Annotated in this window: 22 protein-coding genes and 1 pseudogene; 15 read left to right on the top strand and 8 right to left on the bottom strand. The window is 41.1% G+C overall.

Annotation, left to right across the window (positions count from 1 at the left end; genetic code table 11):
- Nucleotides 1-51: 51 nt before the first annotated feature.
- On the bottom strand, nucleotides 52-2,091 hold the full coding sequence (rnb, locus tag AAGA51_RS19930; protein WP_042485674.1) for an exoribonuclease II: 2,040 nt from the start codon (nucleotides 2,089-2,091) through the stop codon (nucleotides 52-54).
- Nucleotides 2,092-2,468: 377 nt separating this feature from the next.
- Here rnb and AAGA51_RS19925 point away from each other — a divergent pair, with 377 nt between their 5' ends.
- The 11 genes from AAGA51_RS19925 (at nucleotide 2,469) to AAGA51_RS19875 (ending at nucleotide 11,375) form a co-directional block, all read left to right on the top strand.
- Nucleotides 2,469-4,370, top strand: a complete 1,902-nt coding sequence (locus tag AAGA51_RS19925; protein WP_042485677.1) for a DEAD/DEAH box helicase — start codon at nucleotides 2,469-2,471, stop codon at nucleotides 4,368-4,370.
- A 295-nt stretch (nucleotides 4,371-4,665) separates the two neighbouring features.
- Nucleotides 4,666-6,594, top strand: coding sequence for a threonine--tRNA ligase (gene thrS / locus AAGA51_RS19920; protein ID WP_042485680.1), 1,929 nt, complete (start codon nucleotides 4,666-4,668; stop codon nucleotides 6,592-6,594).
- A 3-nt stretch (nucleotides 6,595-6,597) separates the two neighbouring features.
- The gene (gene infC / locus AAGA51_RS19915) at nucleotides 6,598-7,149 is read left to right on the top strand and encodes a translation initiation factor IF-3 (protein ID WP_081878709.1); all 552 of its coding nucleotides are present in this window, start codon (nucleotides 6,598-6,600) and stop codon (nucleotides 7,147-7,149) included.
- A 118-nt stretch (nucleotides 7,150-7,267) separates the two neighbouring features.
- Entirely contained in the window at nucleotides 7,268-7,462 is a 195-nt protein-coding gene (rpmI, locus tag AAGA51_RS19910; RefSeq protein WP_042485685.1) for a 50S ribosomal protein L35, read from the top strand.
- A 41-nt stretch (nucleotides 7,463-7,503) separates the two neighbouring features.
- A complete protein-coding gene (gene rplT, locus AAGA51_RS19905; protein ID WP_042485688.1) occupies nucleotides 7,504-7,857 on the top strand; it encodes a 50S ribosomal protein L20 in 354 nt (117 codons plus the stop codon).
- 153 nt (nucleotides 7,858-8,010) lie between these two features.
- Complete coding sequence (locus AAGA51_RS19900) at nucleotides 8,011-8,460, top strand: GNAT family N-acetyltransferase (RefSeq protein WP_042485691.1); 450 nt, start codon at nucleotides 8,011-8,013, stop codon at nucleotides 8,458-8,460.
- Between the two features lie 64 nt (nucleotides 8,461-8,524).
- Entirely contained in the window at nucleotides 8,525-8,992 is a 468-nt protein-coding gene (locus AAGA51_RS19895; RefSeq protein WP_042485694.1) for a GNAT family N-acetyltransferase, read from the top strand.
- Between the two features lie 49 nt (nucleotides 8,993-9,041).
- Nucleotides 9,042-9,506, top strand: a complete 465-nt coding sequence (locus tag AAGA51_RS19890) for an ASCH domain-containing protein (RefSeq protein ID WP_042485697.1) — start codon at nucleotides 9,042-9,044, stop codon at nucleotides 9,504-9,506.
- Between the two features lie 77 nt (nucleotides 9,507-9,583).
- Nucleotides 9,584-10,537, top strand: coding sequence for a D-2-hydroxyacid dehydrogenase family protein (locus tag AAGA51_RS19885; RefSeq protein ID WP_042485700.1), 954 nt, complete (start codon nucleotides 9,584-9,586; stop codon nucleotides 10,535-10,537).
- A gap of 50 nt (nucleotides 10,538-10,587) precedes the next feature.
- Nucleotides 10,588-10,923 carry a 5-carboxymethyl-2-hydroxymuconate Delta-isomerase gene (locus AAGA51_RS19880; RefSeq protein ID WP_042485704.1) on the top strand — a complete coding sequence of 112 codons (336 nt, stop codon included), beginning with the start codon at nucleotides 10,588-10,590 and terminating at the stop codon, nucleotides 10,921-10,923.
- Nucleotides 10,924-10,952: 29 nt separating this feature from the next.
- Nucleotides 10,953-11,375, top strand: coding sequence for a GFA family protein (locus AAGA51_RS19875; RefSeq protein WP_042485707.1), 423 nt, complete (start codon nucleotides 10,953-10,955; stop codon nucleotides 11,373-11,375).
- A 147-nt stretch (nucleotides 11,376-11,522) separates the two neighbouring features.
- On the opposite strand, the gene AAGA51_RS19870 is transcribed toward AAGA51_RS19875, so the two are convergent.
- On the bottom strand, nucleotides 11,523-12,041 hold the full coding sequence (locus AAGA51_RS19870; protein ID WP_042485710.1) for a cysteine hydrolase family protein: 519 nt from the start codon (nucleotides 12,039-12,041) through the stop codon (nucleotides 11,523-11,525).
- Nucleotides 12,042-12,159: 118 nt separating this feature from the next.
- On the opposite strand from AAGA51_RS19870, the gene AAGA51_RS19865 reads away from it, so the two are divergent.
- Nucleotides 12,160-13,074 (top strand): GlxA family transcriptional regulator, encoded by a 915-nt coding sequence (locus tag AAGA51_RS19865; RefSeq protein WP_042485713.1) that lies wholly within the window; start codon nucleotides 12,160-12,162, stop codon nucleotides 13,072-13,074.
- A 315-nt stretch (nucleotides 13,075-13,389) separates the two neighbouring features.
- Here the strand turns inward: AAGA51_RS19865 and AAGA51_RS19860 are convergent, their stop codons facing one another.
- From AAGA51_RS19860 to AAGA51_RS19845, 4 genes are all read right to left on the bottom strand, one after another.
- Entirely contained in the window at nucleotides 13,390-14,961 is a 1,572-nt protein-coding gene (locus tag AAGA51_RS19860; RefSeq protein ID WP_042485716.1) for a hypothetical protein, read from the bottom strand.
- Between the two features lie 613 nt (nucleotides 14,962-15,574).
- A complete protein-coding gene (locus tag AAGA51_RS19855) occupies nucleotides 15,575-17,893 on the bottom strand; it encodes a multiheme c-type cytochrome (protein WP_042485720.1) in 2,319 nt (772 codons plus the stop codon).
- Nucleotides 17,894-18,085: 192 nt separating this feature from the next.
- Nucleotides 18,086-19,084, bottom strand: a complete 999-nt coding sequence (locus AAGA51_RS19850; RefSeq protein ID WP_042485723.1) for an HAD family hydrolase — start codon at nucleotides 19,082-19,084, stop codon at nucleotides 18,086-18,088.
- An 87-nt stretch (nucleotides 19,085-19,171) separates the two neighbouring features.
- Entirely contained in the window at nucleotides 19,172-20,689 is a 1,518-nt protein-coding gene (locus AAGA51_RS19845) for an arylsulfatase (RefSeq protein ID WP_042485726.1), read from the bottom strand.
- A 695-nt stretch (nucleotides 20,690-21,384) separates the two neighbouring features.
- Here AAGA51_RS19845 and AAGA51_RS19840 point away from each other — a divergent pair.
- The 3 genes and pseudogenes from AAGA51_RS19840 to AAGA51_RS19830 form a co-directional block, all read left to right on the top strand.
- Nucleotides 21,385-21,484: pseudogene (locus tag AAGA51_RS19840) on the top strand (IS5/IS1182 family transposase); the annotation flags it as partial.
- A 317-nt stretch (nucleotides 21,485-21,801) separates the two neighbouring features.
- Nucleotides 21,802-22,569, top strand: coding sequence for an EAL domain-containing protein (locus AAGA51_RS19835; RefSeq protein ID WP_081878710.1), 768 nt, complete (start codon nucleotides 21,802-21,804; stop codon nucleotides 22,567-22,569).
- 79 nt (nucleotides 22,570-22,648) lie between these two features.
- Nucleotides 22,649-23,542: a helix-turn-helix domain-containing protein gene (locus AAGA51_RS19830; RefSeq protein WP_156102037.1), complete on the top strand. Its 894-nt coding sequence runs from the start codon at nucleotides 22,649-22,651 to the stop codon at nucleotides 23,540-23,542.
- A gap of 73 nt (nucleotides 23,543-23,615) precedes the next feature.
- On the opposite strand, the gene AAGA51_RS19825 is transcribed toward AAGA51_RS19830, so the two are convergent.
- Both AAGA51_RS19825 and AAGA51_RS19820 read right to left on the bottom strand, forming a co-directional pair.
- A complete protein-coding gene (locus AAGA51_RS19825) occupies nucleotides 23,616-24,071 on the bottom strand; it encodes a hypothetical protein (RefSeq protein WP_042485733.1) in 456 nt (151 codons plus the stop codon).
- A 12-nt stretch (nucleotides 24,072-24,083) separates the two neighbouring features.
- Nucleotides 24,084-26,039 carry an alkyl/aryl-sulfatase gene (locus AAGA51_RS19820; RefSeq protein ID WP_042485736.1) on the bottom strand — a complete coding sequence of 652 codons (1,956 nt, stop codon included), beginning with the start codon at nucleotides 26,037-26,039 and terminating at the stop codon, nucleotides 24,084-24,086.
- Nucleotides 26,040-26,304 lie beyond the last annotated feature (265 nt).

The raw sequence follows: 26,304 nt of genomic DNA, 5'->3' as shown, positions 1-26,304 counted from the left end.
ATTCCAATGGAATGCCTTTTCTGTTTGAAACGAATGCGTTGTCGAAACTGATTATTCTGCTTTCTCTTCCTGGCTTATTTCAGCCTGTTGAGTGTTTTCAGTTTGCGCTTCAGCTTCTTGTTTCGGTTCATCTGCAAATACTTGAGTCGGTTTGGCTACAATACTGCGGTTTTCCTGACTGACTTCTGCCAATACCACTTCAAGCACATCACCAAGACGGTATACCATTTCTTTATCGATAGTGATAATGCCTTGTTCGGCGTTGCATTCTAAACGTTCTTTGTTTGCAAGGATCAATGAAGCGGGAATAAACGCCGCAGCACCGTTTTCAAGTAAACGAACGCGAGCACCTGCGCGGTTAATGTCAAAGATCTCAGCGTTAAACAGGGTTTGCTTACTTGGCTCTTCTGCTAGTGTTCTTGCGTACAGCCAATCAGCAACGTTGCGTTCAGCAATCTTGTGATGTTTGCGGTGCAGTGCAAGTTCTTCACCCACAGTTTCATCCGGCTGCTGTACAGGCTCTTTGTTTAAGATATGAGCCTTCAACATACGGTGGTTAATCATGTCGCCGTACTTACGAATTGGAGAAGTCCAAGTCGCGTAAACCTCTAAGCCCATAGCGTAATGAGGAAGTGGCTGGTTACCAATTTCACTGTAGCTTTGACATTTACGGATGCGGTTATCCAAGTAAGATGTTTCCTGATCGCACAACCAACGACGAAGCGCAGCAAAGCCTTCAAGTGTTGCTAGGCTCTCTGCATCGCACTGAGCACCGTTCGAAGTCATCAGTTCAACTACATCCGCCATCTTGTCGGCTTTAAAGCCTGCGTGGGTGTTAAATACGCCAGTATTAAAGGTCGACTGAAGAATTTTACCTGCACAGATGTTGGCAGTAATCATGGCTTCTTCAACAAGGCGGTTTGCTGTGCGGCGCATATCAGCATGAATAGCTATAACGTCGTTGTCTTCGCTCAGTTCGAAACGGTAATCTGGGCGATCTGGAAATACTACCGCATTATTTTCGCGCCAGTTTGCGCGTGCTTGAGAGAATTCATACAGAGTACGCACAACGTCGGCGATAACATCCGTTGGTTGCCAATCTTGTGATGAGCCGTTTTCCAACCAGTCGGATACGTGATCGTAAACGAGGCGAGCATGAGACTGGATGTTCGCAGCAAAGAAACGAATGTCGTCAGCAATAACGCCATCTTCACTGACTGTTACAGTACAGCAAAGGGCAGGGCGCACTTGATTCTCAATCAGAGAGCATAAATCGTCAGCTAAATCTCGTGGCAACATTGGAATGTTGCGACCTGGCAGGTAAATAGTGAAACCACGCTCACGTGCCACTTTATCCATCTCATCATCTGGAGTTATATAGGCGGTAGGGTCGGCAATCGCAATCGTTAGCTCAAAGTTACCGTTATCCAGTTTTCTTGCGTGTAGCGCATCGTCCATATCTTTGGTTGATGCGCCATCGATGGTCACAAACGGGATATGGGTTAAGTCACAACGCTCAAGTTCAGCATCGTCTTTAAGTTGCCAGTTCTCGATACCTTCAGGTTCACTGTTAGGCAGATCATTCTCTGCCAACGTGACCCACCAAGGTGCGATTTTATCGTTAGAATCTGTAATTTTTTCTGAGATTTCTGCGAGGAAGTTGTCTTCGCCTTTTAAAGGATGGCGAACGAGATGTGCAACAACCCAATCACCTTCTTGGAAGTGTTCCGGATTCAAACCTTTCTTAACTTTTGCTTTTAGCGGCAGTTTTTTCAGTTGTGGATGATCAGGTGCAACGTTGAGTTTGCCTTTGAATAACTTCACTCGGCCAATAAAGCGTGTCAGAGATTGTTCAACAAGTTCTTGTGGTTCTGCAACTTCCCGCTCTTTTTCGGTGCGGATAATGGCAATCACTTTGTCTCCGTGCATACATTTCTTCATGTACGGAGGCGGAATAAAGAAACTGTTTTTACTATCGACTTCTAAGAATCCAAAACCTTTATCGGTGGCTTTAATTACCCCTTCTTTCTTTGGCAGGTTTTCTTGAATTTGTTGCTTTAGTTGAGCAAGTAACGGGTTATCTTGGAACATGTCTTCTATTTCTAGCTTAGTGAATTGCGCACACTATAATCATTACAGGCAATTATTACTACCCAGCGAAGACCTTTCTCAAGCAATTTGATGAATGCTATTTGAGCGTTTGTAGGTGCAAATTGCTTACGAATAAAAGGGTTGGAATCGGGTTTTGATGATTTTTTATCCTTTAAGAGAATAAATTGTGATGAATTTCAATTTTTTCTGGCTTTTTTTATGCTTTTAAGGAATAATCCGCCTCCCTTATATGTCCCTAGTGGCTTGATGCGTTACAAAACTTATCCGTATCTGAACGGAATCAGACAATCGCAGGATTGGTTGGAAATGGTGGAGCACATGGGACCTTGGTTATTTATTATTTTAGTGGGATCCCCATGTCTGAAACTGTGATTCAATTCAGTGACTTAGCACTTAATAGTGCTGTTCTTTCTGCCCTTAACTCAATGGGCTTCGTTTCTCCAACTCCAATCCAAGCTGCTGCTATTCCTTTCCTTTTGGAAGGTCGTGACGCACTAGGTAAAGCGCAAACGGGTACAGGTAAAACTGCTGCATTCTCGTTACCGCTATTAAACAAAATCGATTTATCTCAGCATAAACCTCAAGCAATCATCATGGCTCCAACTCGTGAGCTGGCGATTCAGGTTGCTGCTGAAATTAAAAACTTAGGTCAAAATATCACTGGCCTTAAAGTTCTAGAGATCTACGGTGGTGCATCTATCGTTGATCAAATGCGTTCTCTACGTTCAGGTGCTCACGTTGTTGTTGGTACTCCTGGTCGTGTGAAAGATTTGATCACTCGTGAGCGCCTACACCTAGACGAATGTCATACTTTCGTTCTTGATGAAGCTGACGAAATGTTGAAGATGGGCTTCGTTGACGACGTTACCTGGATCATGGAGCAAGCTCCTGAGTCAGCGCAACGCGTACTGTTCTCTGCAACTATGCCTCCAATGGTTAAAACCATTGTTGACCGCTTCCTACGTGATCCTGCTCGTGTAGACGTTGCTGGTTCAAACCAAACTGTTGCAAAAGTAGAACAACAATTCTGGGTTGTGAAAGGCGTAGAAAAAGACGAAGCAATGGCTCGTCTTCTAGAAACTGAAGAAACTGATGCTTCAATAGTGTTCGTTCGTACTCGTCAAGATACTGAGCGTCTTGCAGACTGGTTAAGCTCTCGTGGCTTCAAGGCAGCTGCACTGCACGGTGATATTCCTCAGTCTCTACGTGAGCGTACTGTAGACCATATCAAACAAGGTGTAATTGACATCCTTGTTGCTACTGACGTGGTTGCACGTGGTCTTGATGTGCCACGAATCACTCACGTATTTAACTACGATATTCCATTCGATGTTGAGTCGTACATTCACCGTATCGGTCGTACAGGTCGTGCTGGCCGTAAAGGTAAAGCAATCCTGTTAGTACGTACTAACCAACTTCGTATGCTTCGCACTATTGAGCGCGTTACTCGTTCATCGATGGAAGAAATTCAACTTCCACACCGTGACAAAGTAGCTGAAGCTCGTCTATCTCTACTTGCTACAGAACTAGAAGCAGAGAAAGAAAGCACGGTACTGGATAAGTTTTCAGAGCTAGTTGAAAAGCTACAAACTTCTCTTGAAATCGACGCGGCAACACTATGTGCAATCTTGTTGAAGCGTCAACAAGGTAAGCGTCCACTGTTCTACACTGGTGAAGATCCAATGATCGCAGCAGTAGAGCGTGATAAGCAACGTCGTCGTGACCGTCGTGATGATCGCGGTGAGCGCGGTGAGCGTAGCGAAGGTGGTCGTCGTGAATTCGGTAGCCGTGACAAAGCTGATTGGGAAACTTACCAACTTCAGGTTGGTCGTGACCAAGGCGTACAAGTTAAAGACATCGTTGGTGCTCTTGCAAACGAATTAGGCCTAACTAAAGGTTCTATCGGTGCGATTAAACTGGCTCAAGGTCATACATTTGTTCAGCTTCCTAAGACTATGTCTTCTGAAGTAACTGGCAAACTACGTAAACTGCGTATCCGTCAAAAAGAAGTGGGCGCTGTAGTGTGTGATTTCGATGATTTCCGCGAATCTCGTGGCCGTCGTGAAGGTGGTAACCGTGATGGCTTCCGTGGCAATCGTGATGGCGCACCTCGCCGTGAAGGTGGTGGTTTCCGTGGTAACCGCGAAGGTGGTAGTCGTGAAGGCGGTGAGCGTCGTTTTGACCGCAACCGTGGTGGCGACAACCGTGGAAACTTCCGTGGTGAACGTGGCCACAGCCGTCGTAGCCAAGAAGCTTAATTGACTGCTGCTAAAGCTTGATTGAGTAAACCCATGGTGAACGCCATGGGTTTCTTTTTTTGGATTGAGTTAAAAAACACAGTCTAATCAGGCTTGAACGCAATGATTGCTTGAGATTTCACCCATATCCGTTAGAATGCTCAGCTCGTGTTAACGATAGTGCATCCGTATTTGCGCTTTGAGTTAATACAGTAAGAAAAAATTTATCGAGTGCTTGTTTTCTATCATTCTGATTTTTAAGCACAATATTTAAACAAGTGTTGCTTGGTGTGCAACACCACTGTAAGGACAATTCATGCCTATTATTACTCTTCCTGACGGTAGCCAACGTCAATTTGATAACCCAATTTCTACAATGGATGTCGCTCTATCTATCGGTCCTGGTCTTGCTAAAGCAACGATTGCAGGTCGCGTTGATGGCGTTCGTGTTGATGCTTGTGATTTGATCGAAAACGATGCAAGTCTTGAAATCATCACGGTTAAAGACGAAGTTGATGGCTTAGAAATTGTTCGTCACTCTTGTGCGCACTTGCTTGGTCATGCTCTTAAGCAGCTATACCCAGAAGCAAAAATGGCCATTGGTCCTACGATCGACAGCGGCTTCTATTACGACATCGATGTAGAACAACCTCTATCTCAAGAAGATTTAGAGAAGATCGAAGCTCGTATGCAAGATTTGGCGAAAACCAAATATCAAGTTGTGAAAAAGAACGTTAGCTGGCAGGAAGCTCGCGATACATTTGAATCTCGTCAAGAACCATACAAGATGGAAATCTTAGATGAGAACGTATCTCGCGATGATCGTCCAGGTCTTTATCACCATGAAGAATACATCGACATGTGTCGTGGTCCACACGTACCGCACATGGGCTTCTGTCAACACTTCAAACTGTTGAACGTTGCAGGCGCATACTGGCGCGGTAACAGCGACAACAAGATGCTACAACGTATCTACGGTACTGCTTTCCACGATAAGAAAGCACTTAAGGCTCACCTAACTCGCCTTGAAGAAGCAGCGAAGCGTGACCACCGTAAATTGGGTAAGCAGCTTGACCTGTTCCACATGCAGCAAGAAGCACCGGGTATGGTGTTCTGGCACCACAATGGTTGGTCAGTATTCCGTGATTTAGAAGTATTCATTCGTCAAAAACTGACTGAATACGGCTATCAAGAAGTGAAAGGTCCACTAATGATGGATCGCGTTCTATGGGAACGTTCTGGTCACTGGGACAAATATGCAGATGCAATGTTCACAACGTCTTCTGAGAACCGTGAATACGCTATTAAACCAATGAACTGTCCTGGTCACGTTCAAATCTTTAACCAAGGTTTGAAATCGTACCGTGATTTGCCATTACGTATGGCTGAGTTCGGTTCATGTCACCGTAACGAACCATCAGGTTCTCTACACGGCATCATGCGTGTTCGTGGCTTCACTCAGGATGATGCTCACATCTTCTGTACTGAAGACCAAATTCAGCAAGAAGTAACATCGTGCATTAAGATGGTATATGACACATACACCACTTTTGGCTTCGATAACATTGCAGTAAAACTTTCTACACGTCCTGAACAGCGTGTAGGTAGCGATGAAATCTGGGATCGCTCTGAAGAAGCACTAAAACTTTCACTTGAAGCTATGGGCATTGCTTATGAGATTCAAGAAGGTGAAGGCGCATTCTACGGTCCGAAAATTGAGTTCACGCTACACGACTGTCTAGATCGCGCGTGGCAGTGTGGTACTGTTCAGCTTGATTTCAACCTACCTTCTCGCCTTGGTGCGACATATGTAGGTGAAAATAATGAGCGTTTAGTACCAGTAATGATTCACCGCGCTATTTTAGGCTCTCTTGAGCGCTTCATCGGTATTCTGATTGAAGAGTATGCTGGTTTCTTCCCAACTTGGTTGGCGCCAGAACAGGCTGTTGTCATGAATATTACTGACAAACAAGCTGATTACGCTCAAGAAGTAGCACAAAAGCTACAAAAAAGTGGCATTAGAGCAAAAGCGGACTTGAGAAATGAGAAGATAGGCTTTAAAATCCGCGAACATACTTTGAAGCGTGTACCGTATATGCTTGTTTGTGGCGACCAGGAAATGGAAGCTGGCGAAATTGCAGTACGTACTCGTAAGGGCAAAGACCTAGGCAAATTTAAGTTGGATGACTTTATTTCATACATCCACGCCGAAGTTGAAAGCCGTAAGCTTAATCTGGAGGAATAAACTATTAAAGGCGGAAGACGTGGCCAAGTTCCGGCCAAGCAGAACCAGCACCGTTTAAACGGTGAAATTCGTGGCGTTCGTGAAGTTCGTTTAACAGGCGCTGATGGTGAATCAGTTGGCGTTGTGTCAATCCAAGAAGCACTAGCTGCTGCCGAAGAAGCTGGTATGGATCTCGTAGAGATCAGCCCTAACGCCGAGCCACCAGTTTGTCGTGTGATGGACTATGGCAAGTTCCTCTTCGAGAAGAGTAAAGCTGCGAAAGAGCAGAAGAAGAAGCAAAAACAGATCCAGATTAAGGAAGTAAAATTCCGTCCTGGGACTGATATCGGAGACTATCAGGTAAAACTACGCAACCTGACCGGTTTCCTTGAAGAAGGCAACAAAGTGAAGGTAACAATTCGCTTCCGTGGCCGAGAAATGGCTCACCAAGAGATCGGTGTTGACGTTCTAAATCGTTTGAAAGAAGACACTGCAGAAATTGCTGTGGTTGAATCTTTCCCAACGAGAATTGAAGGTCGCCAAATGATCATGGTGCTTGCCCCTAAGAAGAAGTAATTAACGGCTTACAAGTAATGAACTTAGCCGCGTCCCTTTCAAGTAAAGGCACATGGCTGGGTTTTATTCGCCCTAATTACGTTGTTTATTAAACTACTACAATGCGGAGTTATTCATCATGCCTAAGATGAAAAACAACAAAGGTGCTGCTAAGCGTTTCAAGAAAACTGCTGGTGGTATTAAATACAAGCACGCGACTAAACGTCACATTCTGACTAAGCGTACTACTAAGAACAAGCGTCAACTACGTCCAAATGCAATCCTTCCTAAATGTGAAGTGGCTGCAGTACTACGTATGTTGCCATACGCTTAATTCTTTTTAGTTTATTTATCGTTTAGTTTAGGAGAAGCATAATGCCTCGCGTAAAACGTGGTGTACAAGCTCGTGCACGTCATAAGAAAGTTCTAAAACAAGCTAAAGGTTACTACGGAGCACGTTCACGTGTTTACCGCGTAGCTTTCCAAGCTGTTACAAAAGCTGGTCAATACGCATACCGTGACCGTCGTACTAAGAAACGTCAATTCCGTCAACTATGGATTGCACGTATCAATGCGGCATCTCGTCAAAATGGTCTATCTTACAGCCGTTTCATCAACGGTCTTAAGAAAGCATCTATCGAGATCGATCGTAAGATCCTTGCGGACATCGCAGTATTCGACAAAGCAGCATTTACTGTTTTAGTTGAAAAAGCGAAAGCTGCTCTTTAATTAGCAGTCAAGTTTTGAAAAAGGAGAGCATTAGCTCTCCTTTTTTTATGCCTGAAATTTGTGCTTGTATAAAATTTTTGTCGTGTTATTAGTATGTTAAATACTAGGTATGGGTTGCTAGTACCTTTATAAAAATGTCGATGAGGAAGAATAATGGAATTTTCATTGAGAAAAGCAGTTGAAACGGATGTCGAATTCCTGCTCGAGCTACGTGAAACCACTATGGGCCAGTACTTAAGAGAAGTTGGTATGCCTGCCGGCAGAGAAGCTTATCTTGAAAGAGTTCATTACGCTTTTGACCAAGCTGAAATTATCGTTATCAATGATGCTCCTGCTGGCTTGTTTAAAGCCCAATTCAACCCAGAAATTAACGAGTGGTATCTGGTTCAGATCCAACTTCATCCCGATTACCAAGGCAAAGGGATTGCACATCGTCTTATTTCAACGCTGATAAATAAAGCCGACTCATCAGGCTCAACGGTTGGTCTAAGTGTCATTAAAACGAATCCGGCACAGCGACTCTATTCGAGACTTGGATTTGAGCGAGTAGGGGAAACGGATTTCGAGTACTTGATGCAATATACCCCCGCCAAAACAGCGTAAAGAATGACTCATATTGACTCTGTGATGCATTTGGCTCACACAAACTAACACTATGGAGAAATGTGTGATTACCATTCGAGACTACCGAGAAGAAGATGCTCCGACGCTTTGGGCTATCCATCACTACACGATCCGAAACATTAACGTCCGTGACTATTCTCAGGCGCAAATTGAAGCATGGGCTCCAGATAATTTTGACCTACATGTGTGGCAGAAGCGTGTGGATGCTTTGAACCCGTTTATTGCGACGATAGATGGTGTCATCGTGGGTTATACAGACTTGCAACTGGATGGATTAATTGACCATTTTTTCTGCCATCATGAGTTTCAGGGCAGAGGGGTTGGCAAGGCTCTGATGAATCATGTCTTTAACGTGGGAAAACAGAAAGATATCAAACGCTTCTATTCTCACGTCAGTATTACCGCTCGCCCATTTTACGAACGTATGGGATTTTCCGTTGCGAAAGAGCAACTGATGGAAGTGCGCGGTCAAAAACTCAAGAACTTCCTAATGATTAAAAACATCGATTAAGAATTAATCTTAGTTATTTCACCCTCTTTTTAGTTGAGTACAGTGAATTATGGAAAGCAGAAGCCAGTTGTTTCTGGAGCAGTACCTAAACTCCTTGCCTGTCGAATTAGCACAGCAATATACCTCTTTTAGTTGTGATTATTTTTGCGCGGATGAGTACAACGCGAATGTCTGTGCAGATTTGATTTTAAAGGGAGAGAAGACCGCATCGTGCAGTATGGATTATTGGTATAGCCACAAAGGTGAAACCAAGCCTGAAACAGGACATCTTCTGGTGGTGACAGACTGGGAAGGTGAGCCCAAATGTATTGTTGAAATAACTTCAGTTGAAAAATGTCGATATAAAGATGTTACTCAAGAATTCGCAGCAGCAGAAGGTGAAGGGGATAAAACTTTGGCTTGGTGGCGTGAAGCTCACTGGCATTTCTTCTCATTGGAATGTGAAGAGTTAGGCATTGAGCCAACTGAAGACATGCTTCTGGTCTTGGAGCGTTTTAAGGTGGTCTATCCTTAAGCTTATCAGGGGGGAGTCACCACCGATCTTGGATATGGGCTAAGTATCTCGTCTGAATAAATATTAAGGAAAGAGTAGTGAAAATAGCCATACTGGATGATTACCAAAATGTGGTTAAAGCTCTGAATTGCTTTACGTTGCTCGCTCATCACGAAGTGACGGTTTTTACGCAGACGTATTCAGAGTCGGAGCTTGCCGCGAAGTTGATCGATGTCGAGGCGATTGTTCTTATTCGTGAACGCACCGTAATCACAGCGTCTCTGCTCAGTCAGCTACCCAATTTGAAGCTGATTAGCCAGACGGGAAAGGTCAGCAATCATATTGACCCTAATATGTGCACCAAGTTCGGTGTTGAAGTCTTAGAAGGGAGAGGTTCTCCTATCGCACCCTCTGAGCTTTGCTGGGCGCTCATAATGGCCGCATCAAGGCACATACCGACCTATACACGCAACTTGCACAATAACGTGTGGCAAAGTTCAGACGGTCTGGGTTTAGGTCGAACTTTAAAAGGTTTGAAACTGGGTATCTGGGGGTATGGCAATATTGGGCAGCGCATTGCTCAGTATGCCAAGGCGTTTGAAATGTCTGTACTGGTATGGGGAAGCGAGAAGTCGCGCCTACTTGCCATTGAGCATGGCTTCGAAGCGGCAGAAACGAAACAAGCATTTTTTGCTGATTCGGATATCGTTTCTCTTCACTTACGACTTAATGATGTCACCCGATTTTGTGTTACCGAGGACGATCTTAAACGGATGAAGCCTGATTCGTTGTTTGTGAACATCAGCCGTGCCGAATTAGTAGTAGATTCAGCTTTGTATAACGAGTTACTAGCCGTTCCGACCAAGCGAGCTGCAGTCGATGTGTTTAATATCGAGCCTGCACTTCCTGACAATGAACCTCTGTTGACTCTGCCTAATGTCACCGCAACTCCGCATTTAGGCTATGTCGAGAAAAACAGCTATGAGCTCTACTTCCGTCTCGCTTTTGAAAACATCCTAAACTTTGTGAGAGATCGAGCTGAAATGAATTAACTAGCCATCGACGCATAGCTACGATCAACATTATTAAAAAGGAACATAATTTGCCTCATTGTATTATTGAGCATGCTGCAACTATTCCAAACGACGAACTGAATCAAAGAGTATTTGCTGGTGCGATGGCATCGAATCTTTTTGCTCCCGATGGCAGTGATATTAAAGTCCGCAGTATTGCGTATGAGCATTATCAAACGGGTTCAAAGCGTGAAGATTTTATTCACGTGACAATACGTATTCTCTCTGGACGAAGTGATGAGAGTAAGATGAAGCTCTCGCATTCTGTGTTAGAGCAGTTAAAGTCTTTATCTCTTTCTGAGGCATCTTTGACGGTAGAGATCGTTGATATAGACAGAGACAGTTATGCCAAGTGTTTAGTGTAACCAGTTATTGAGAACTATCAGGAGGTTTTATGACTGAAGCGAAGACAAAAACGTACAAAGGTTCATGCTTATGTTCGGCGGTGAAATTTGAACTCATCGGAGAGTTTCAGTCGTTTTTCCTCTGTCATTGTTCACGCTGCCAAAAAGATACAGGATCCGCACATGCTGCAAACTTGTTCGCGCCTTCAGCTAAGTTGGTTTGGACGCAGGGAGAAAACGATGTGAAAACGTATCTTCATCCCAACAGCAGACACGCCAAAAGTTTCTGCCGACACTGCGGTTCAGCATTACCTATGGTAGCGGACAGCATAAAGAGTGTCGTCGTTCCCGCTGGCAGTTTAGACGAGGCACCGTCCATATTGCCGACAGCAAAAATATTTGTAGGCAGTTGTGCAAGTTGGTCTAAAGACCTTTCAGACATTCCATCGTTTGAGACTTTCCCTAGTGCTTAATCACACAGAACACACAGTAGGATGTTTATGTCCTTCAATGTACCAGCAAGATCTTGGTTGTCACGAAATTGCCCCATTGTTCATTAAAGCGAAACCTCATTAGAAATTGATACCAGTGAGGTTTTATATATTTTCTTAAGACAATTTCTATAACGCTTCGGAAAACGTTACTAGATGTACGCGAGGTGATGCTGCATTCAAAGCCATTTTATGAATCATCGCATCTGTCGTTGTGCAACAATCTTCAATAATTGAAACTTTATATTTTTCTGCTTTCTTTGATATAGCGGTATGCGTAACGCAATTTTGTGTCATCATCCCGCATATCAGTAAGTCTTCAATATCAAACTTTTCCAGTAATTTATCTAAATGAGTTTGATAAAAGCTATCTGCATGCTGTTTCTGTATGACTTCTGCATTAGGGCACATCGCCATTATTTCTGGGTGGATATTCGCTCCTTCACTACCTTTTTCAAAGAAAGGTGCCATTCCTTTAGGGGCGGAAGATAAGTGTTGGATAAGAAAGACGGGAACATGCTTTTGGTTAGCTTTAGCAATTAATTCTTTAATATTTATCAGTATTTTATCTGTCTTCCATAATGGAAACTTACCTCCTGGGAAGTAATCATTTTGTATGTCAATTACAAGTAATGCAGTTTTGTTCATTTTTGATCTCCTGTTTCTTTAACTTTTGGTTGAAGAAAATTATGAGCGATTTGCTGTACTCTTTTTAGAGGCTAAAATGACATAAAAAAGGTTAAAAACGACAAGTTCGGAGGCAGTTATGACAAAAATATCCGTTGGAATTTGCGAGTATCCTTCAGCGTTGAAGTCTGCGGTTTATGGTCTTGAAGAAATGTTTTTACTTGCGAACCGAGTTTGTAGGGAACAAGGGATGGAGGTTTTATTTGAACCAGTCATTATTCCGCATGATGAGCTTATAGAGGATAGTTTTACAGTTGTTTTGCTACCGCCAGCTTCAATAGATGATTATTACTTAGTCCCTGAAGCCAAACTTATTGAATGGCTTAGAAAGCAGTATTCCCAAGGTGCAGTTCTATCATCTGCTTGCGCGGGGGGATTTATTTTGGCCGCAACTAACTTACTTGGTAAAAGAGAAGTGACAACTCATTGGGCGCTAGCAGAAACATTTACCCGAATGTTTACGGAGATTCCTCTTAACAGCAATAAGATATTGGTCGATCACGGTGACATAATTACGGCAGGCGGGATGATGTCGTGGCTGGATCTCGGGTTTGAGCTGGTCTCTAAATATGCGTCTCCTAGGGTTGTACGCCAACTTGGTAAAACACTTGTTGTCGACACCGCGCAGAGAGAACAGAGCTATTATCAACAGTTCAAACCATCGTTCGCTCATGGTGATTTGGTGATAGTTTCTGTTCAACAAATAATGCATCAGAGTTATACGGAACAGTTGTCGATACAGCAATTAGCAAAGCTGGCAAACCTTACTGAACGTACTATGCAAAGGCGATTCCTAAAGGCCACAGGTTACAACCCAAATCAGTATTTGCAGCGTCTCAGAGTACAGAATGCATGTGACTACCTGGAAAGTACAAAACGTTCATTTGAATGGATAGCTAACCAAGTCGGTTACGAAGATATCAGTGCATGTCGAAAGGTCTTTATCAATATTGTCGGATTAACTCCACGAGAGTTTCGAAAGAGATTTTCCTGATTCAGATTTTCAAGATTCAAACTCATCCTCTTATGGCTGAATTGATTTTGTTCAAATGCTTGCTGCGTGCCCGATTTGGGGTAGTAGCGCCTTAGTGTAATCACCCTAAAACGTTTCGTACCCCTTTTCTTGTTAGCTCTCATAAAAGAGCAATATTTAACTCATTGTTTTGCCGTACATGATCTAATGGATAGGCAAAAGACAAGACTTGCCCCCATCGTTGTAGACTAGCTCTTTGCAAGTCAGACTAAGATTACACCTTGTGAGGGCCGAAGGTTTAGTAAGGGCTCTCATTTCTTAACTCGTTGAGTTTAATTAAGACTTAGAAGTTGACTGTTCTAATCTATTGATGTGTATTTGGGTTATTTCTTCTAATTCGTCGTTAGTGGGGGAGCGGTTTTCAAACACAAATGGTTCTAAAGTTTCAATTGTGTGGACTACATACTTTGAGTTTTCAACGTTTGCGTGCATTAGGAACACTGAGCCCAATACATACTCACCAACTTGCACAACGAAAGGCATTACATTTTGTATGTCGTCAGATACGTCAATCACGTCGTCTGGATGCGGTTCGAGACAAACTCCGTCTGGCTCATTTCTCAAAAATTTAGCTAATACGTTAATGCGCTCTTCGTCTTGTGCTAACTGATCTAGCGATATTAATTTGCTAGGTTCTAAATTGTAGCTTTGGTATATCAGTATCAATGATTCAATTAAGTCATCTTTATTGTCTTGATGGCTAACAGTACAAGTTGCATTGAGTTTTCTATCATCTTCAAGAAAGTGCATTTCCCACAGTTGCTCATTGTCTCTCTGAGATGCGTGAAATACTCTTAAAAAATTAATAGCACCTTGGATTGAAGTTGTCTTATCAGTAGTCAGGTGAGGGGTTACATGAAATTCGCCTTCTTTAACGCTTATTTCTATTGAGAACAGATCTGAACGAAGGAACAAACCAGTATCGTGCGGAGTGATGCAAACCTTATGTACTATATCGGTTAAGAAAGTGATGGCCGGTGAGTATGGTGTAGTTCGGACTTTTAGGTTGCACTGGCCTGATACGTTGGGAGTGATCGTTACTTGTGCATTCTGACTTTCTTCAATGACTACAGCCCCCTCTGATAAATCAAATCGGTTATCTTTAGTTATGCTTTCACTGACATTTATTGGGACAGGTTGGTACCCAAGGTAACTATCTTTTAGATGGTTCTGAATTTCTGATGGCTCAGCCTTAAAAGAAAAGGAGAATCCGGATTCACCGTAACCTGTCGTTTTAATAATGGCTTTTTTATTTTCTTGATATTTGTCCATACCAGACGGGATATGTGTCAGAACTTTGTCCACAAATTCACTGGCATGGGGGCTTTTCAACTTTACGTTTTCATCATAATTGACAGTTATCACTAGCTTGTTTAGTTCTTTGGGAGCCTTTGATATATCATTTTTTCTGACTTTTTTAAGCACCCGATGGATCAGTGACTCATCAATATGAACGAGATAGGCTGATTCTAGATGCGGTAGGGAATCTTCACTGAACTCTAGGAAAAGGATGAAGGCCGGAGAGTTGTAATTAACGAGTCGCTTGAGTGCTGATAACTTGATATCACACTTGCCTCTTTTCCCCTGTGTGGACTTTACTTGTACTTTACATTCCATAGGAGTGCTTTGTAGATCTCTCGGTAAATCAGTCTTCAGGTAGGGGAATTCAAGAAAGCTATCCCATCCATTTACATCTTCATGTGCAGAAGAAGTTATGACAATCCCTACCTCGCGACACCATTTTGCTAACGTATCTTCCCCTAGAGCACCTAGATTGAAATATTTCTCAAATTCCATATAGCCTAAAAAATGATTAACCTTATCGATGACTATTAGTATGCCATGCATAAACCCCGTTTAAATATGTTCAATTTGAAAGAAAGTCCTAACTTACGACATGAGCTAGGGCTTCTTTGAGTACGCACACTACATCAAACTCCATTCGGTGATAGATACCTGTCTGGGTCTTTGCCCCATAGATAAAGCTTAAAGTGTAATGGCATAGTGAATTCGTCCAACTGACTGGAGATTTTGCAATACTCCAGGTAATCCCTAAAAAGCTAATTTAGTAAAGTCACTGACTCAGTTCTGTCCAGAAGTTTGTTCAGCGGATAGGCTTGCACGTGTGATCACCAAGCGATTCTGTCGTACCTTAATTACCAAGCGACTTTGTCATCTGTTTACTACCGATTGAATGCGCATATGGGGGGGAGAACCATTTTTCTGTAAGGTACTTTCCTACAAAAATTTTAGTCTTAATACAACACATCACAAAAATATCAACTTATGGTTGCATTAGGCGTATTAAGAGTGTTTGCTGACACAAAGTATCCCTGTTCTTATTAGGGCTATCACTCTTAGTAAACGAATGATGCCCTAATTGAGCGAATACCACCAACATGTAAATAAGCCTATTTGTTCAATTATTTATCAATCTCGGTTTTGACGTATTAAGGACGGTTTAATTTTGTTGGACAATTGAATTGAGCAAATCTATTACACGTTCAGGTACAAAGCTTCTTAGCTGTTGTTTACATCTTTCAAATGAAAAAGCGATGGCTCCAGCTTGGTAGTTTCTTGCTAGAAGTTCACACTGCACATATAGGTGATCTGGGTTTCTACTAATTTTGAATGCAGTATCTAACGCTTTACTAGCTTTTAATACATCAGTCTTCTCTAGTGAAAGACCATAAACATACCAATAGTTTGGGTTATTGGGAGCGTTTTCGGTTGCTTTTTTTAAGTATTCTAGCGCTGATTTTTCATTACCTTGGCGCAATAAAGACAAGCCAGCACTATATGGTATCATGCTGGATTTAGGTTGGGCTTTCAGTCCTTGTTCTAATATCGCAAACGCTCGACTTTCATTTTGAGTACTACGATAAAGATCAGCTAAATTAACATAGCTATTTTCGTAGTATGGCTCTATTTCAATCGCTTCGTTATACAGTTTTATTGCACGTTCATTTTCACCTAAGCTGCGGTATATGTTTGCCAAATTTGTTCGTCCAAACCCTCTGTCCAAGTTATATTCTTGAATTTTCATGTATTCTTCTAGCGGTTTGTTTAGCTTGCTACGTTGTTGAGAGTCCATTTCACTGTAGTCATGCACTAGAGCGGCTGCGGCTTCAGCACGAATAGAAAGCACTGAATCAACGAGTAAAGGCGATAGTATTCTCCATCTGTCTCTAAATGGGTATCCAGATGAGCCTGCTATTGTTCCCAAACGTATCATTTCATTGTCGCTTTTCACCGATCGGACTAGAGCAAGAGTGGTATTTTGTCCTGTGCTTCCAGCCATACGCTCTAGTGCTGAGCCACGAATAATGTCCTTTAGCGTTGTATCTTGTGCTAAGTATGCAAGAGCTTTATCTGCTCCTTGATGCCCTATCATGTCGGCATAAAATGCCACAGAAAAATGCTGACGATTTCGATATTTTGAGTTTGGAAACCATTTTGCTATTTGCTGATCTGCCCATAGGTTGTTTTTATCCTCATGACACGATGTACACGCATTAGGTGTTTCAATATGCTCACTTAAATCGGGGCGGGGCACATGCCAGCCATGATCTCTGCGCGAATCGACTTGCATATAGATTGTCTCTGGCATATGACAAGTTGTACATTGCGAAGCTTCTGAGCTTTCAGCATGAAAAGTGTGATTGTCTGAAGTGTATTGAGAGGAAATATGGCATTGTAGACAGACTGTCTCCTTAGGCATTTTCAAGTCGGCACTGTGAGGGTCATGACAATTAGTACAAGTTACCCCTTTCTCCGCCATTTCTGATTGCAGGAAAGAGCCATACACATAGTCTTCATCATATATTTGACCGTCTGGGTAATAAAGTTCTGGTGTAATTAAACTTAATCGATATTTATTAAAAAATGACCCTTTAACATGATCGCCAGTTTCATTGAGTTGAGTTCGACGACTGTGGCATTGCGCACAAGTTTTAATTTGATCTGTTTTCGAAATTTCTTTAGGTTGCAAGGTGGAGTGGCCTTGCTGGGTCACCCATTCTGATACGGCATTAGACAGGTCACGCTCAAACCCGTGAAGTTGAGTTCGTAGGTTTAAATCGCTGTTGGCGTTCTCAATAAGAGCAATATGCTTGCTCGCAGGTCCATGGCACGCTTCACAACCTACATTTATTTCCGCCCAGGTCGTCATATAGGTGTTTGTTATTGGGTTATAATTTTTTTTAAGATCGGTGGAATGGCAGTCGGCGCACATGTAGTTCCAATTTTGGCCAGTATTTGTCCAATAAAATTCGTCGCTGTTTGTAGTATCTGGATAGAGATGAAACCAACGCTGCCCGCCCTCGAGTTTAGATCTCGTATCCCAAGCGAATGGTATTAATTGTATTCGGCCATCATTAAACTCGACCATATACTGTTGAAGTGGCTCCCAGCCAAATGTGTAACTGATCTTAAAGTCGTGCCATTGATGATCGGGGCCCTGGATGTTAACCCAGTACTCTTCTCCTTTACGAAAAAAGCGATTTTGTTTTCCATTGTGATGGTAAATCTGATCGTCAAAATTCCCTCGAACAGATTTATCATTAGCATGTTTCATTGCCATGTCATGATGAGAACCTTTCCATGCGTTCGTTTCCTGAATATGGCAGTCGATACAGGCATCTGTACCTACATAGCTTGCAACCGAGATCGGTTTAATCTCTGTGTCAGTCGATGACGATTGGGCGAATGTTGGACAGCTGTTGAGTAATACGGAAATGATAATAAAGATAAAACGTGTCAAATTCGCCCACTGGCACATATATAGTCCTTTATTATTTTTGTTAAACCTAATCAATGTAGACGATAAATTCTATATTATACAAATAATTAGTCTCTTTGATTATTGCTTAGTTATTGTGCTTAACGATAAGCTCAACAGCTAACAGTAAAAAATATGCTGACGCTCACTGTTAGCTTGATTAGAAAAATGATGATTAAACAAGGCGCAAGGTTAGTTACCTAATTGCTGGAAAACTTGATTCCAGTCTTTTTCCATATCGACGAAAAGCCATCCTTTGCTTTTTCCAACTTCAATAGCTTTATCAAGTTTGCCTACAGGTGACTTCCGGTCATAAGCCCACTCTCTGATCTTATCCGTGTGATGAATGATTCCACCAAACCTTGGGCCAGTTCCCGCAGTAGTCCATTCCAGCATCTGTAAGTCACCATCAGAGTTTCCAAACGCCAAGGTAGGGCGCTTACCGATGAAGTTCTGAATTGAGATTGGCTTTACTGTTTTGTCATTAACAAAGTCAATTTCGGGTAGGCGTTGAATTGTTATTTCATTGCCTTCAACTTTATATTCCGCTTTAAGAGTTGTACCAATAATATTTTGCGTCGGAATACCGTAAACTTCAGGAGCCCAGACTCGCATGAACTCCACACCTCCTCCAGAAACAATAAAGATTTGGTATTGGTTGTCTCTCAGGTAATCTAATAATTCGAGCATTGGCTGATAAACCATTTGTGTATAAGGTTTGTTGGTAATAGGGTGCCTAGCCGTTTTCAACCAGTCTTTCACCTCTTGATGAAATTCCTCCGCAGACATTCCAGAATGGGTTTGCATGACGAGTTTCATCAGCCCTTCAAGACCTTGCTTACCTAAGGTTTCTAAGTCTCCTTTTATAGCGGAAGCGTATGGCTCTTCTGTACGCCACTCTGGGTGTTCTGACGACATATCTTTTACTTTATCTATAGCAAAAAATAGTTGTAAGTAGATGGGTTTTTCTGCCCATAAAGTTCCATCATTATCGAATGTCGCGATTCTTTGCTCTATTGGGACAAAGGTTTTAGACCCAGACATTGTTGTATTTGATACGAATTCAATGATAGATTTTTTAGTGTCGGTATCATTCCAAGAAGGGAGCGGGTCTGCTTGTTCTGCGGAGATTGCGTAAAAAGAAATAGCATAGCTTATCAGCAAAATAAGAGCTTTCGATTTTCTAGCCATATTTGTATTCCTATAATCGGTTTTGTAACAACCAAACGAAAGGGCACCAAGTAAGTTAGTGCCCTGTCGTATTGATAACCTTTAAGGTTAGTTTCGAGGAGGTTGTGACATTGACTGAACCACTTTTTCAATACTCAAAGAACTTCCTCGAGTTGCCGGGAACTCTTTAAATGTATCTAGGAACTTTCCTACTAACGCCTGAGCTGGTACAAACATCCACATTTGATCTGCATAAAAATCTTTGATGTACATTCCTGACTCGGGGCTAACTTCAAACGGATCCATTCTAAGATTGATGACTAAAGGCCAGCTTGGTGTTTTTCGGTAAGCTTCATTTATTGCACCTTCCATAATGCTAAAGTGTATTTTCCAATCGTTATAGCGGACTGCATTAAGGTTGCCCCCTGCATCGAAGTAAAATATTTCTTTTCTCGCCCCTTTGTCTGCTTTTCCGGTTAAAAGGTCGAGTTGGTTATAGCCATCCAAGTGAGCTTTGAATGTTTTATTCCCTGCTTTATAGCCAGTCAGTAGTTTCTCTTTAACTTCAGGTTCGCCAACTGCGGCAAGTAAAGTTGGCATCCAATCTTCCTGAGAGAAAATATCATTAATAACTGTTCCCGGTTTGATTTGACCAGGCCAGCGAACCATCATAGGCACTCGAAAGCCGCCTTCCCAGGTGGTGCCTTTTTCACCTTTGAATGGTGTTGTTCCGCCGTCAGGCCAAGTGATTTTCTCTGCACCATTATCAGTACTAAAGATGACAATGGTATTGTCAGCGATACCGAGTTCATCCAGCTTATCAAGCATGGTGCCCACCTGATCGTCTAAGTCCATCATGCCATCTGCGTATATGCCGTAGCCGGACTTACCTTTATATTTTTCGCTTAAGTGAGTCCAAATATGCATACGTGTCGAGTTATGCCAAATGAAAAACGGCTTGTCTTCTTTCACGGCTTTTTCCATGAATGCCAGACTTGCATCCATAAACTCTTCGTCGACATTCTCCATACGTTTGCGAGTCAGAGAACCTGTGTCTTCTATTTTCCCGTCAGCAGTTGATTTTAATACACCTCTTGGTCCAAATTTCTTGCGGAACTCTGGATCATCTGGATAAAACTCAGTTTCAGGCTCTTCTTCAGCGTTTAGGTGATAAAGGTTACCAAAGAACTCATCGAAACCATGATTTGTGGGAAGATGTTCGTCTCGATCGCCCAAGTGGTTTTTACCAAACTGGCCTGACATGTAGCCATAATTTTTCAATAGTTCTGCAATAGTAGGATCTTTAGATTGAATCCCTTCTTTTGCTCCTGGCATACCGATGGTGAGAAGCCCCGTTCGGAATGGATGTTGACCCAAAATAAAAGATGCCCGTCCTGCGGTACAGCTTTGTTGTGCGTAGGCATCTGTAAAAATCGCTCCTTCGTTAGCAATTTTATCGATATTAGGTGTTCTTCCTCCCATCAATCCGTTGTGATATGCGCTTATATTATAAACACCTACATCATCTCCCCAAAACACTAAAATATTTGGTTTATCTGCCGCGTATGTCTTTGAAAATATTAGTATACTAGCTAATACTAATATTTTAATTAAATGGTTTCGCATGAGTCCCTCCGCGAAATTTGAAATTTAATTAATATATAAACGAATTGCTAATCAAGAATAGTTATGGAACAGTATTGTATAGTCTATATCTATCGAACAACCTAGCATTTTTAGGTTAGTTGACTGAATGACAAATGCAATTTTTTATTTTTATTAACTAATAACATGGCTTATTTATGGTGTAGATTGTGTATAGTTTTTGAGAATTACATGAAATAAATATGACGATTTATATGGAGGTTAAATATTTATTGTTTATTTGCTTTGGTGTTTTTTATAACCAATTGTTTTTAAATGGTAAGTTGTTATTTTGGTGTCGATTTTTGTGTGTTTTTTTGAATTGCATTTTGAACGAGAATCACGTTTTGAATAAGGGTTTTATTTGTGATTAATGGTTATTAAGTAGTGAGATTTGATTTATATTTATGTTTTTATTGGGTTTTTGTCTTTCTTCAGTTTTTATTTGTGATATTTTAAGCTAGGATTTTTCCTCAACAAGTATATAGACTAGTGTTACTAATGAGATGTTACGTCTAAAATATCAATTAAATATTTTAAGTGAAAATATTATTCCACAAAATAATTGTGGTTTATTGGTAGGTTCATTATTATTTGTGGCTTTGTTGCTTAAATCGATGGAACTAAATCAAGAAGCGACGATCTGATCGGCTACACCCATCAAACGTCGTAGCCTCATGCCTAAACCTCGTTATAAAACAACTAACAGTACAAGCCTTAATTAACCGTGGTTCTCTGACCTTTTGGATTGATGAGGAAGCGATAGCCGAGTGGAAGTAAAAAAGACAAGGCAAGCGTGGTAGACCTCGCAGATTAAGCAACAAAGCCATTCCCGTATAGAAATGTGCTTGAAACAGTCTATTCATCGTTGTGTCAAAAGATAATGAGAAGATATGTCGCCTTTTAATTCAATGCTTTAGGTGTTTTTGATTAGATATTAGGCATTGTTGTCTATCTGTTATTGAAAATGCCATTCAGAAAAACATGTTCAAATCTTACGCTATTGTCACTGACCAGAGCAGTTGCCTACGGTCGCTAAAAATGGCTAGCAATATTAATAGCTAGGTGTTTGATTTTGAATATGAGGTTCCAACGTGAATAACGATGTAAACGTGAGCAAAGGCATTCTAAGCAGAGCAATCTATCACAACCAATTTATCAGTCATTATCAACCTAAACGTTGTTTCTCAAATGGCTCTATTATTGGATACGAGTCACTAATCCGATGGCATCATCCTGAACACGGTATAGTTAGTCCAGCACATTTCTTAAGCCAAATATATTGGTACAGTCTCCAGGAAAAATTATTTTTTATATCTCTAGAAAATTCTATTAGTGATTATGTGACATATGAATTTTCTGGGACTATGTCTGTTAATGTTGATTATTACTGTCTTCAACGAGAGGGCTTTCATTTAGATGTCGCACAAGTATGCAAAAAGTACGATTTTACGATGGGTAATCTGGTTTTAGAAATTACAGAAGTAGAAGATAGTAATTTATCAAACACAATTGTCAGCAATATAAATGAATTGATTGATTTGGGCGTGAAGTTTTCAATTGATGACTTCGGTATAGGGTATTCTTCTTTGTGGAAGTTGCTTGTAATCCCATTTTCAGAGCTGAAAATAGATCGCAGTTTCATTAGTCGATGTGTTAGCGATTATAGAGCAAATTGCATTGTGAATAATGCTGTTGAGTTGGGCTCAAAATTAAAAATGATTGTGGTGGCAGAAGGTGTTGAAGATAGTGATACATGGTCAACACTGAGAGATATTGGTGTTGATGTCTGCCAAGGTTATTTCACCGGTAAGCCTATGAGACCTAATGAAGTAAATAAACGAATTCATAATATTAACTAAGTAAGAATGTTAACATTACAACTGGAAAATTAATTGTTATCAACTATCGTTATATATTACTCTCGGGAGATATATAACATTGGATTTTTCAGAATACATAAGTTTAATACGCGAAGATATCGGTTGTACCCAGTCCGAGTTACTTGATTTATTACAAAATTATAGCTCTAGCTTTGAGAAGTTGGATTTGACGACGTTGAGCCGGTGGGAAAGAGGTGTGACGAAACCAAAAACCTCTAAACAGATTCTAGTTTGTAGAGCCTTAGGACAATCAATAATTCCATTAATACAACTAGATTCAATGTCAAAAGATAATTCATTTAACTCTTTGAATAAAATGACAAATAGGATTTTAAATCCCTATTCTCATCATGAAGGGCATTATCATATTGAACAATATGAGAGTTTTGATAGTGACAATCAATACTATGCAAGTCTTAATGCGTTTCATCAACTATTTTTAGGATTAGAGTGGTTTGATATCCAGGACTTGTTTATAAAATTTAAGCTGAATTTAAGTCTTGTAGTCGATCAAAGCGACTATTTGATGGGGCATATACTCTATGGGTTGAATGATTGTGGGCTAAGTAATGAAGAATACTCCATGAACAATATCTACAACATGGATTTCTATCCAAAGAGTGAGTTGACTAATAGTAAGAAGCTGTTAAATGTTATAACTATATTCAGTACACATCCTTTAACGAGAATATTAGTTATCCTTGAGTTAATAAAAATCATAGTTGAAAATCCAAACATTACTCACGTTGTTTTGACGATGCAAAATGAACCTATGTATGAATTCTTCTATAGACATATCGAACATGACGTTATTCATAAGAGCGAGTTGTCTCAATTTGACGGTGTTGAGTTGTTTGGTAAAAAATATAGATTTATTCAAATCATGATTTCCGCTGAGGAACTATTGTCTAACTCATTTATTTCTCAGTGGATATTGGATATTGGATATTGAAGATTCAAATGATAACTTGTAACAAAGGAATTAGCATTTTTGCTACAAGCTATCGCTTCTGTCTCATAGCCATTTAGGCCTGTAAAGCTAAGCCTAAATCTTTTGCCTGTAGAAAAGTAATTTTCTTATTGACTAAGTTATGCAAGGTCGTTTCGGTCATTTGTACAACAATAGCTTCATCGGACGGTGGCATAACATGGATATCTATACTGTTAGTAGACTTATATTGAGACCAAAGTTGGCTATCGACAAGATAAATGTAAGTTCCATTAGGGATATCGATAGGCATTTTGGCCATAAGTTGTAACCACCACGTAACTCTTCTTAATCCTTGTCCTCCAGACAAAGAAGGGGGAGAAGTAATGAGATTACTTTTTAATGCTTGCTGTGTTGCAATTGCAACATCTAATGCCCCAGGGTAGCTTTCGGTAAAGGGATTGCTAAACTGTCCATCGTATGAACAAGCCCAACTTAATGGGCTTGTAAATATTAGACTGGCAGCTAGCAGAACAGTCGTTTTCTGCTGCATATTAACCTCGAACTAAGGTGTTACGATATTAAACCAAAAGTTGAATGTATCCAGCATACCAACAAATTGTTTAAACACTTCTTTGTCTCCCGACAATTCAATGTCACCATCGGCAATAGCCTTTTCCAAAGTCACATTACCCAACTGGACATCGTCCAAGACCGATTTGGTTAGCTTCAAGGAAACGTCAGGAGAACCAGATTGCTTACGCGTGTGGTTGAGAACAGAGTGCTCAACATACAATGTGTATTTTTCATCTAAATCAGTGAAATCCAGATTAATTGCGAATTTTTTACCAGCGGCTTTATCCGGCAAAATTCGTACTGCTAAGTAATCGAATAGCATTTCTGGAGGCATATTTCTGATGATATCTGGTGACGCTGTATTTGTACCACCTGCTGATGGTGTGCCATTTCTTAGCTCGTAGGCCCCTTGAAGGTAAACAGAACGCCATGGACCAGATTCAGCTTGATAGCCAAGTTGCTCATAGGCATCCGCTAATAGCTCTTTACCTTTTATACTTTGAGGATTAGCAAAAACAACATGTTTTAGAACTTCAGCAACCCAGCGATATTTACCCGCATCGAAATCTTTCTGAGCCTTTTCAATGATTGCTTTTTCACCTCCCATGTACTCTACATATTCCACAGCTGCATTGGTTGGAGGAAGGTTATTTAGGTCAGAAGGGTTACCGTTATACCAGCCCATGTAGCGTTGGTAGACGGCTCGGCTGTTATGACGTAAGGTTCCATAGTATCCGCGTGAACTCCATGTGTTTTCTATTTCATCTGGGAATTTGATAATTTCAGAGATTTCTTCGCCAGTGTACCCTTGGTTCATTAAGCGAACTGATTGATCGTGGGTATATTTGTACATATCGCGTTGAGTTTTGAAGTAGTCGACAATCTCTTCATTACCCCATTTAGGCCAGTGGTGGCTTTGGAACTTGACTTGAACATCATCTCCCCACATTTCAATGGTTTCTTGTAAGTAGCTGGACCATTTCAATGCATCACGAACTTGCGCACCACGCAAAGTTAAAATGTTATGCATGGTATTCGTGGTGTTTTCAGCCATCCAAAGTGCTTTTTTGTCCGGAAACCAAGTGTTCATTTCGGTTGGTGCTTCTGTACCGGGTGTATACTGGAACACCATTCTGATGCCGTCTATGGTCAACTCGTCACCAGTTTTCTCAATATAGTCGGTTGGTTTTATCAAGGTCGCGACACCAGTAGATGTGGTTTGACCTAAACCGCCATTAACACCACCCATTTCGTTTCGTGGTAACAAAGCTCCATACATGTAGATAGCACGTCGGCCCATTGCATTACCTGCAATGACGTTTTCAGATACAGCATGCTCAGTGAAGCCGTGCGATGCGATAATTTTCACCTTGCCAGCTTTAACGTCTTCCTCGTTAACGATTCCGCGCACACCACCGAAATGGTCGAGATGACTGTGGCTATATACAACGGCAACCACTGGACGCTCGCCTAGCTCGCTATTTATGAATTTGAGAGCTGCGGCTGCGGTTTCTTGAGAGATTAGAGGGTCAAAGACAATCCAGCCAGTATTGCCTTTTATAAAAGTGATGTTACTTAAGTCATAACCACGGATTTGGTAGATACCGTCTGCAACTTCAAACAGTCCGTTTATCATGTTTAATTGAGCATTGCGCCATAAGCTTGGGTTTACACTGTCTGGGGCGTCTTTACCCAATGCAATATACTTTTTATATTGCTCCAGATCCCAAACAACATCACCGTTTTCGTTTTTGATGGTGACCGTATCTTGTTTAGCGATAAGACCACGTTGAGCCTCATCAAAATCTTTGGTGTCGCTGAAAGGAAGTGATTGTTTAACAGCTTTGTTTGCTTCTATGGTTGCTTTTGTCGCGGGCTTTGAATCCGTTGCATTCACACCAGTAGAAACTAACGTTGCTATAATTAACGCAGTAACTGACTTCATGGATATATCCTTAGTAATTATCTATAGATCAAACGTATAGCTATTTTAGTGTAGAACGATAATTTTAATTTTAAAAATATTTGGTGAATATTTTTAACTTGATTCCATAGAGGGTGTTTATTATTGTTTTTAATTGTTTATTAGAGAAGTCTTAACTAAATCATGATTTAATTAAACTAAAAACTAAACAAAGGTTTATATCTATAGAATTGTAGTTAAATTGGTTAAGCTTATGGTAAGTATGATTTTTTTGCCTATCCGTATT

The organism is Vibrio diazotrophicus (assembly GCF_038452265.1).
Lineage (GTDB): Bacteria > Pseudomonadota > Gammaproteobacteria > Enterobacterales > Vibrionaceae > Vibrio > Vibrio diazotrophicus.
Note: the sequence above shows the minus strand (reverse complement) of the source record. Positions and strands in the feature narration are given on the sequence as shown.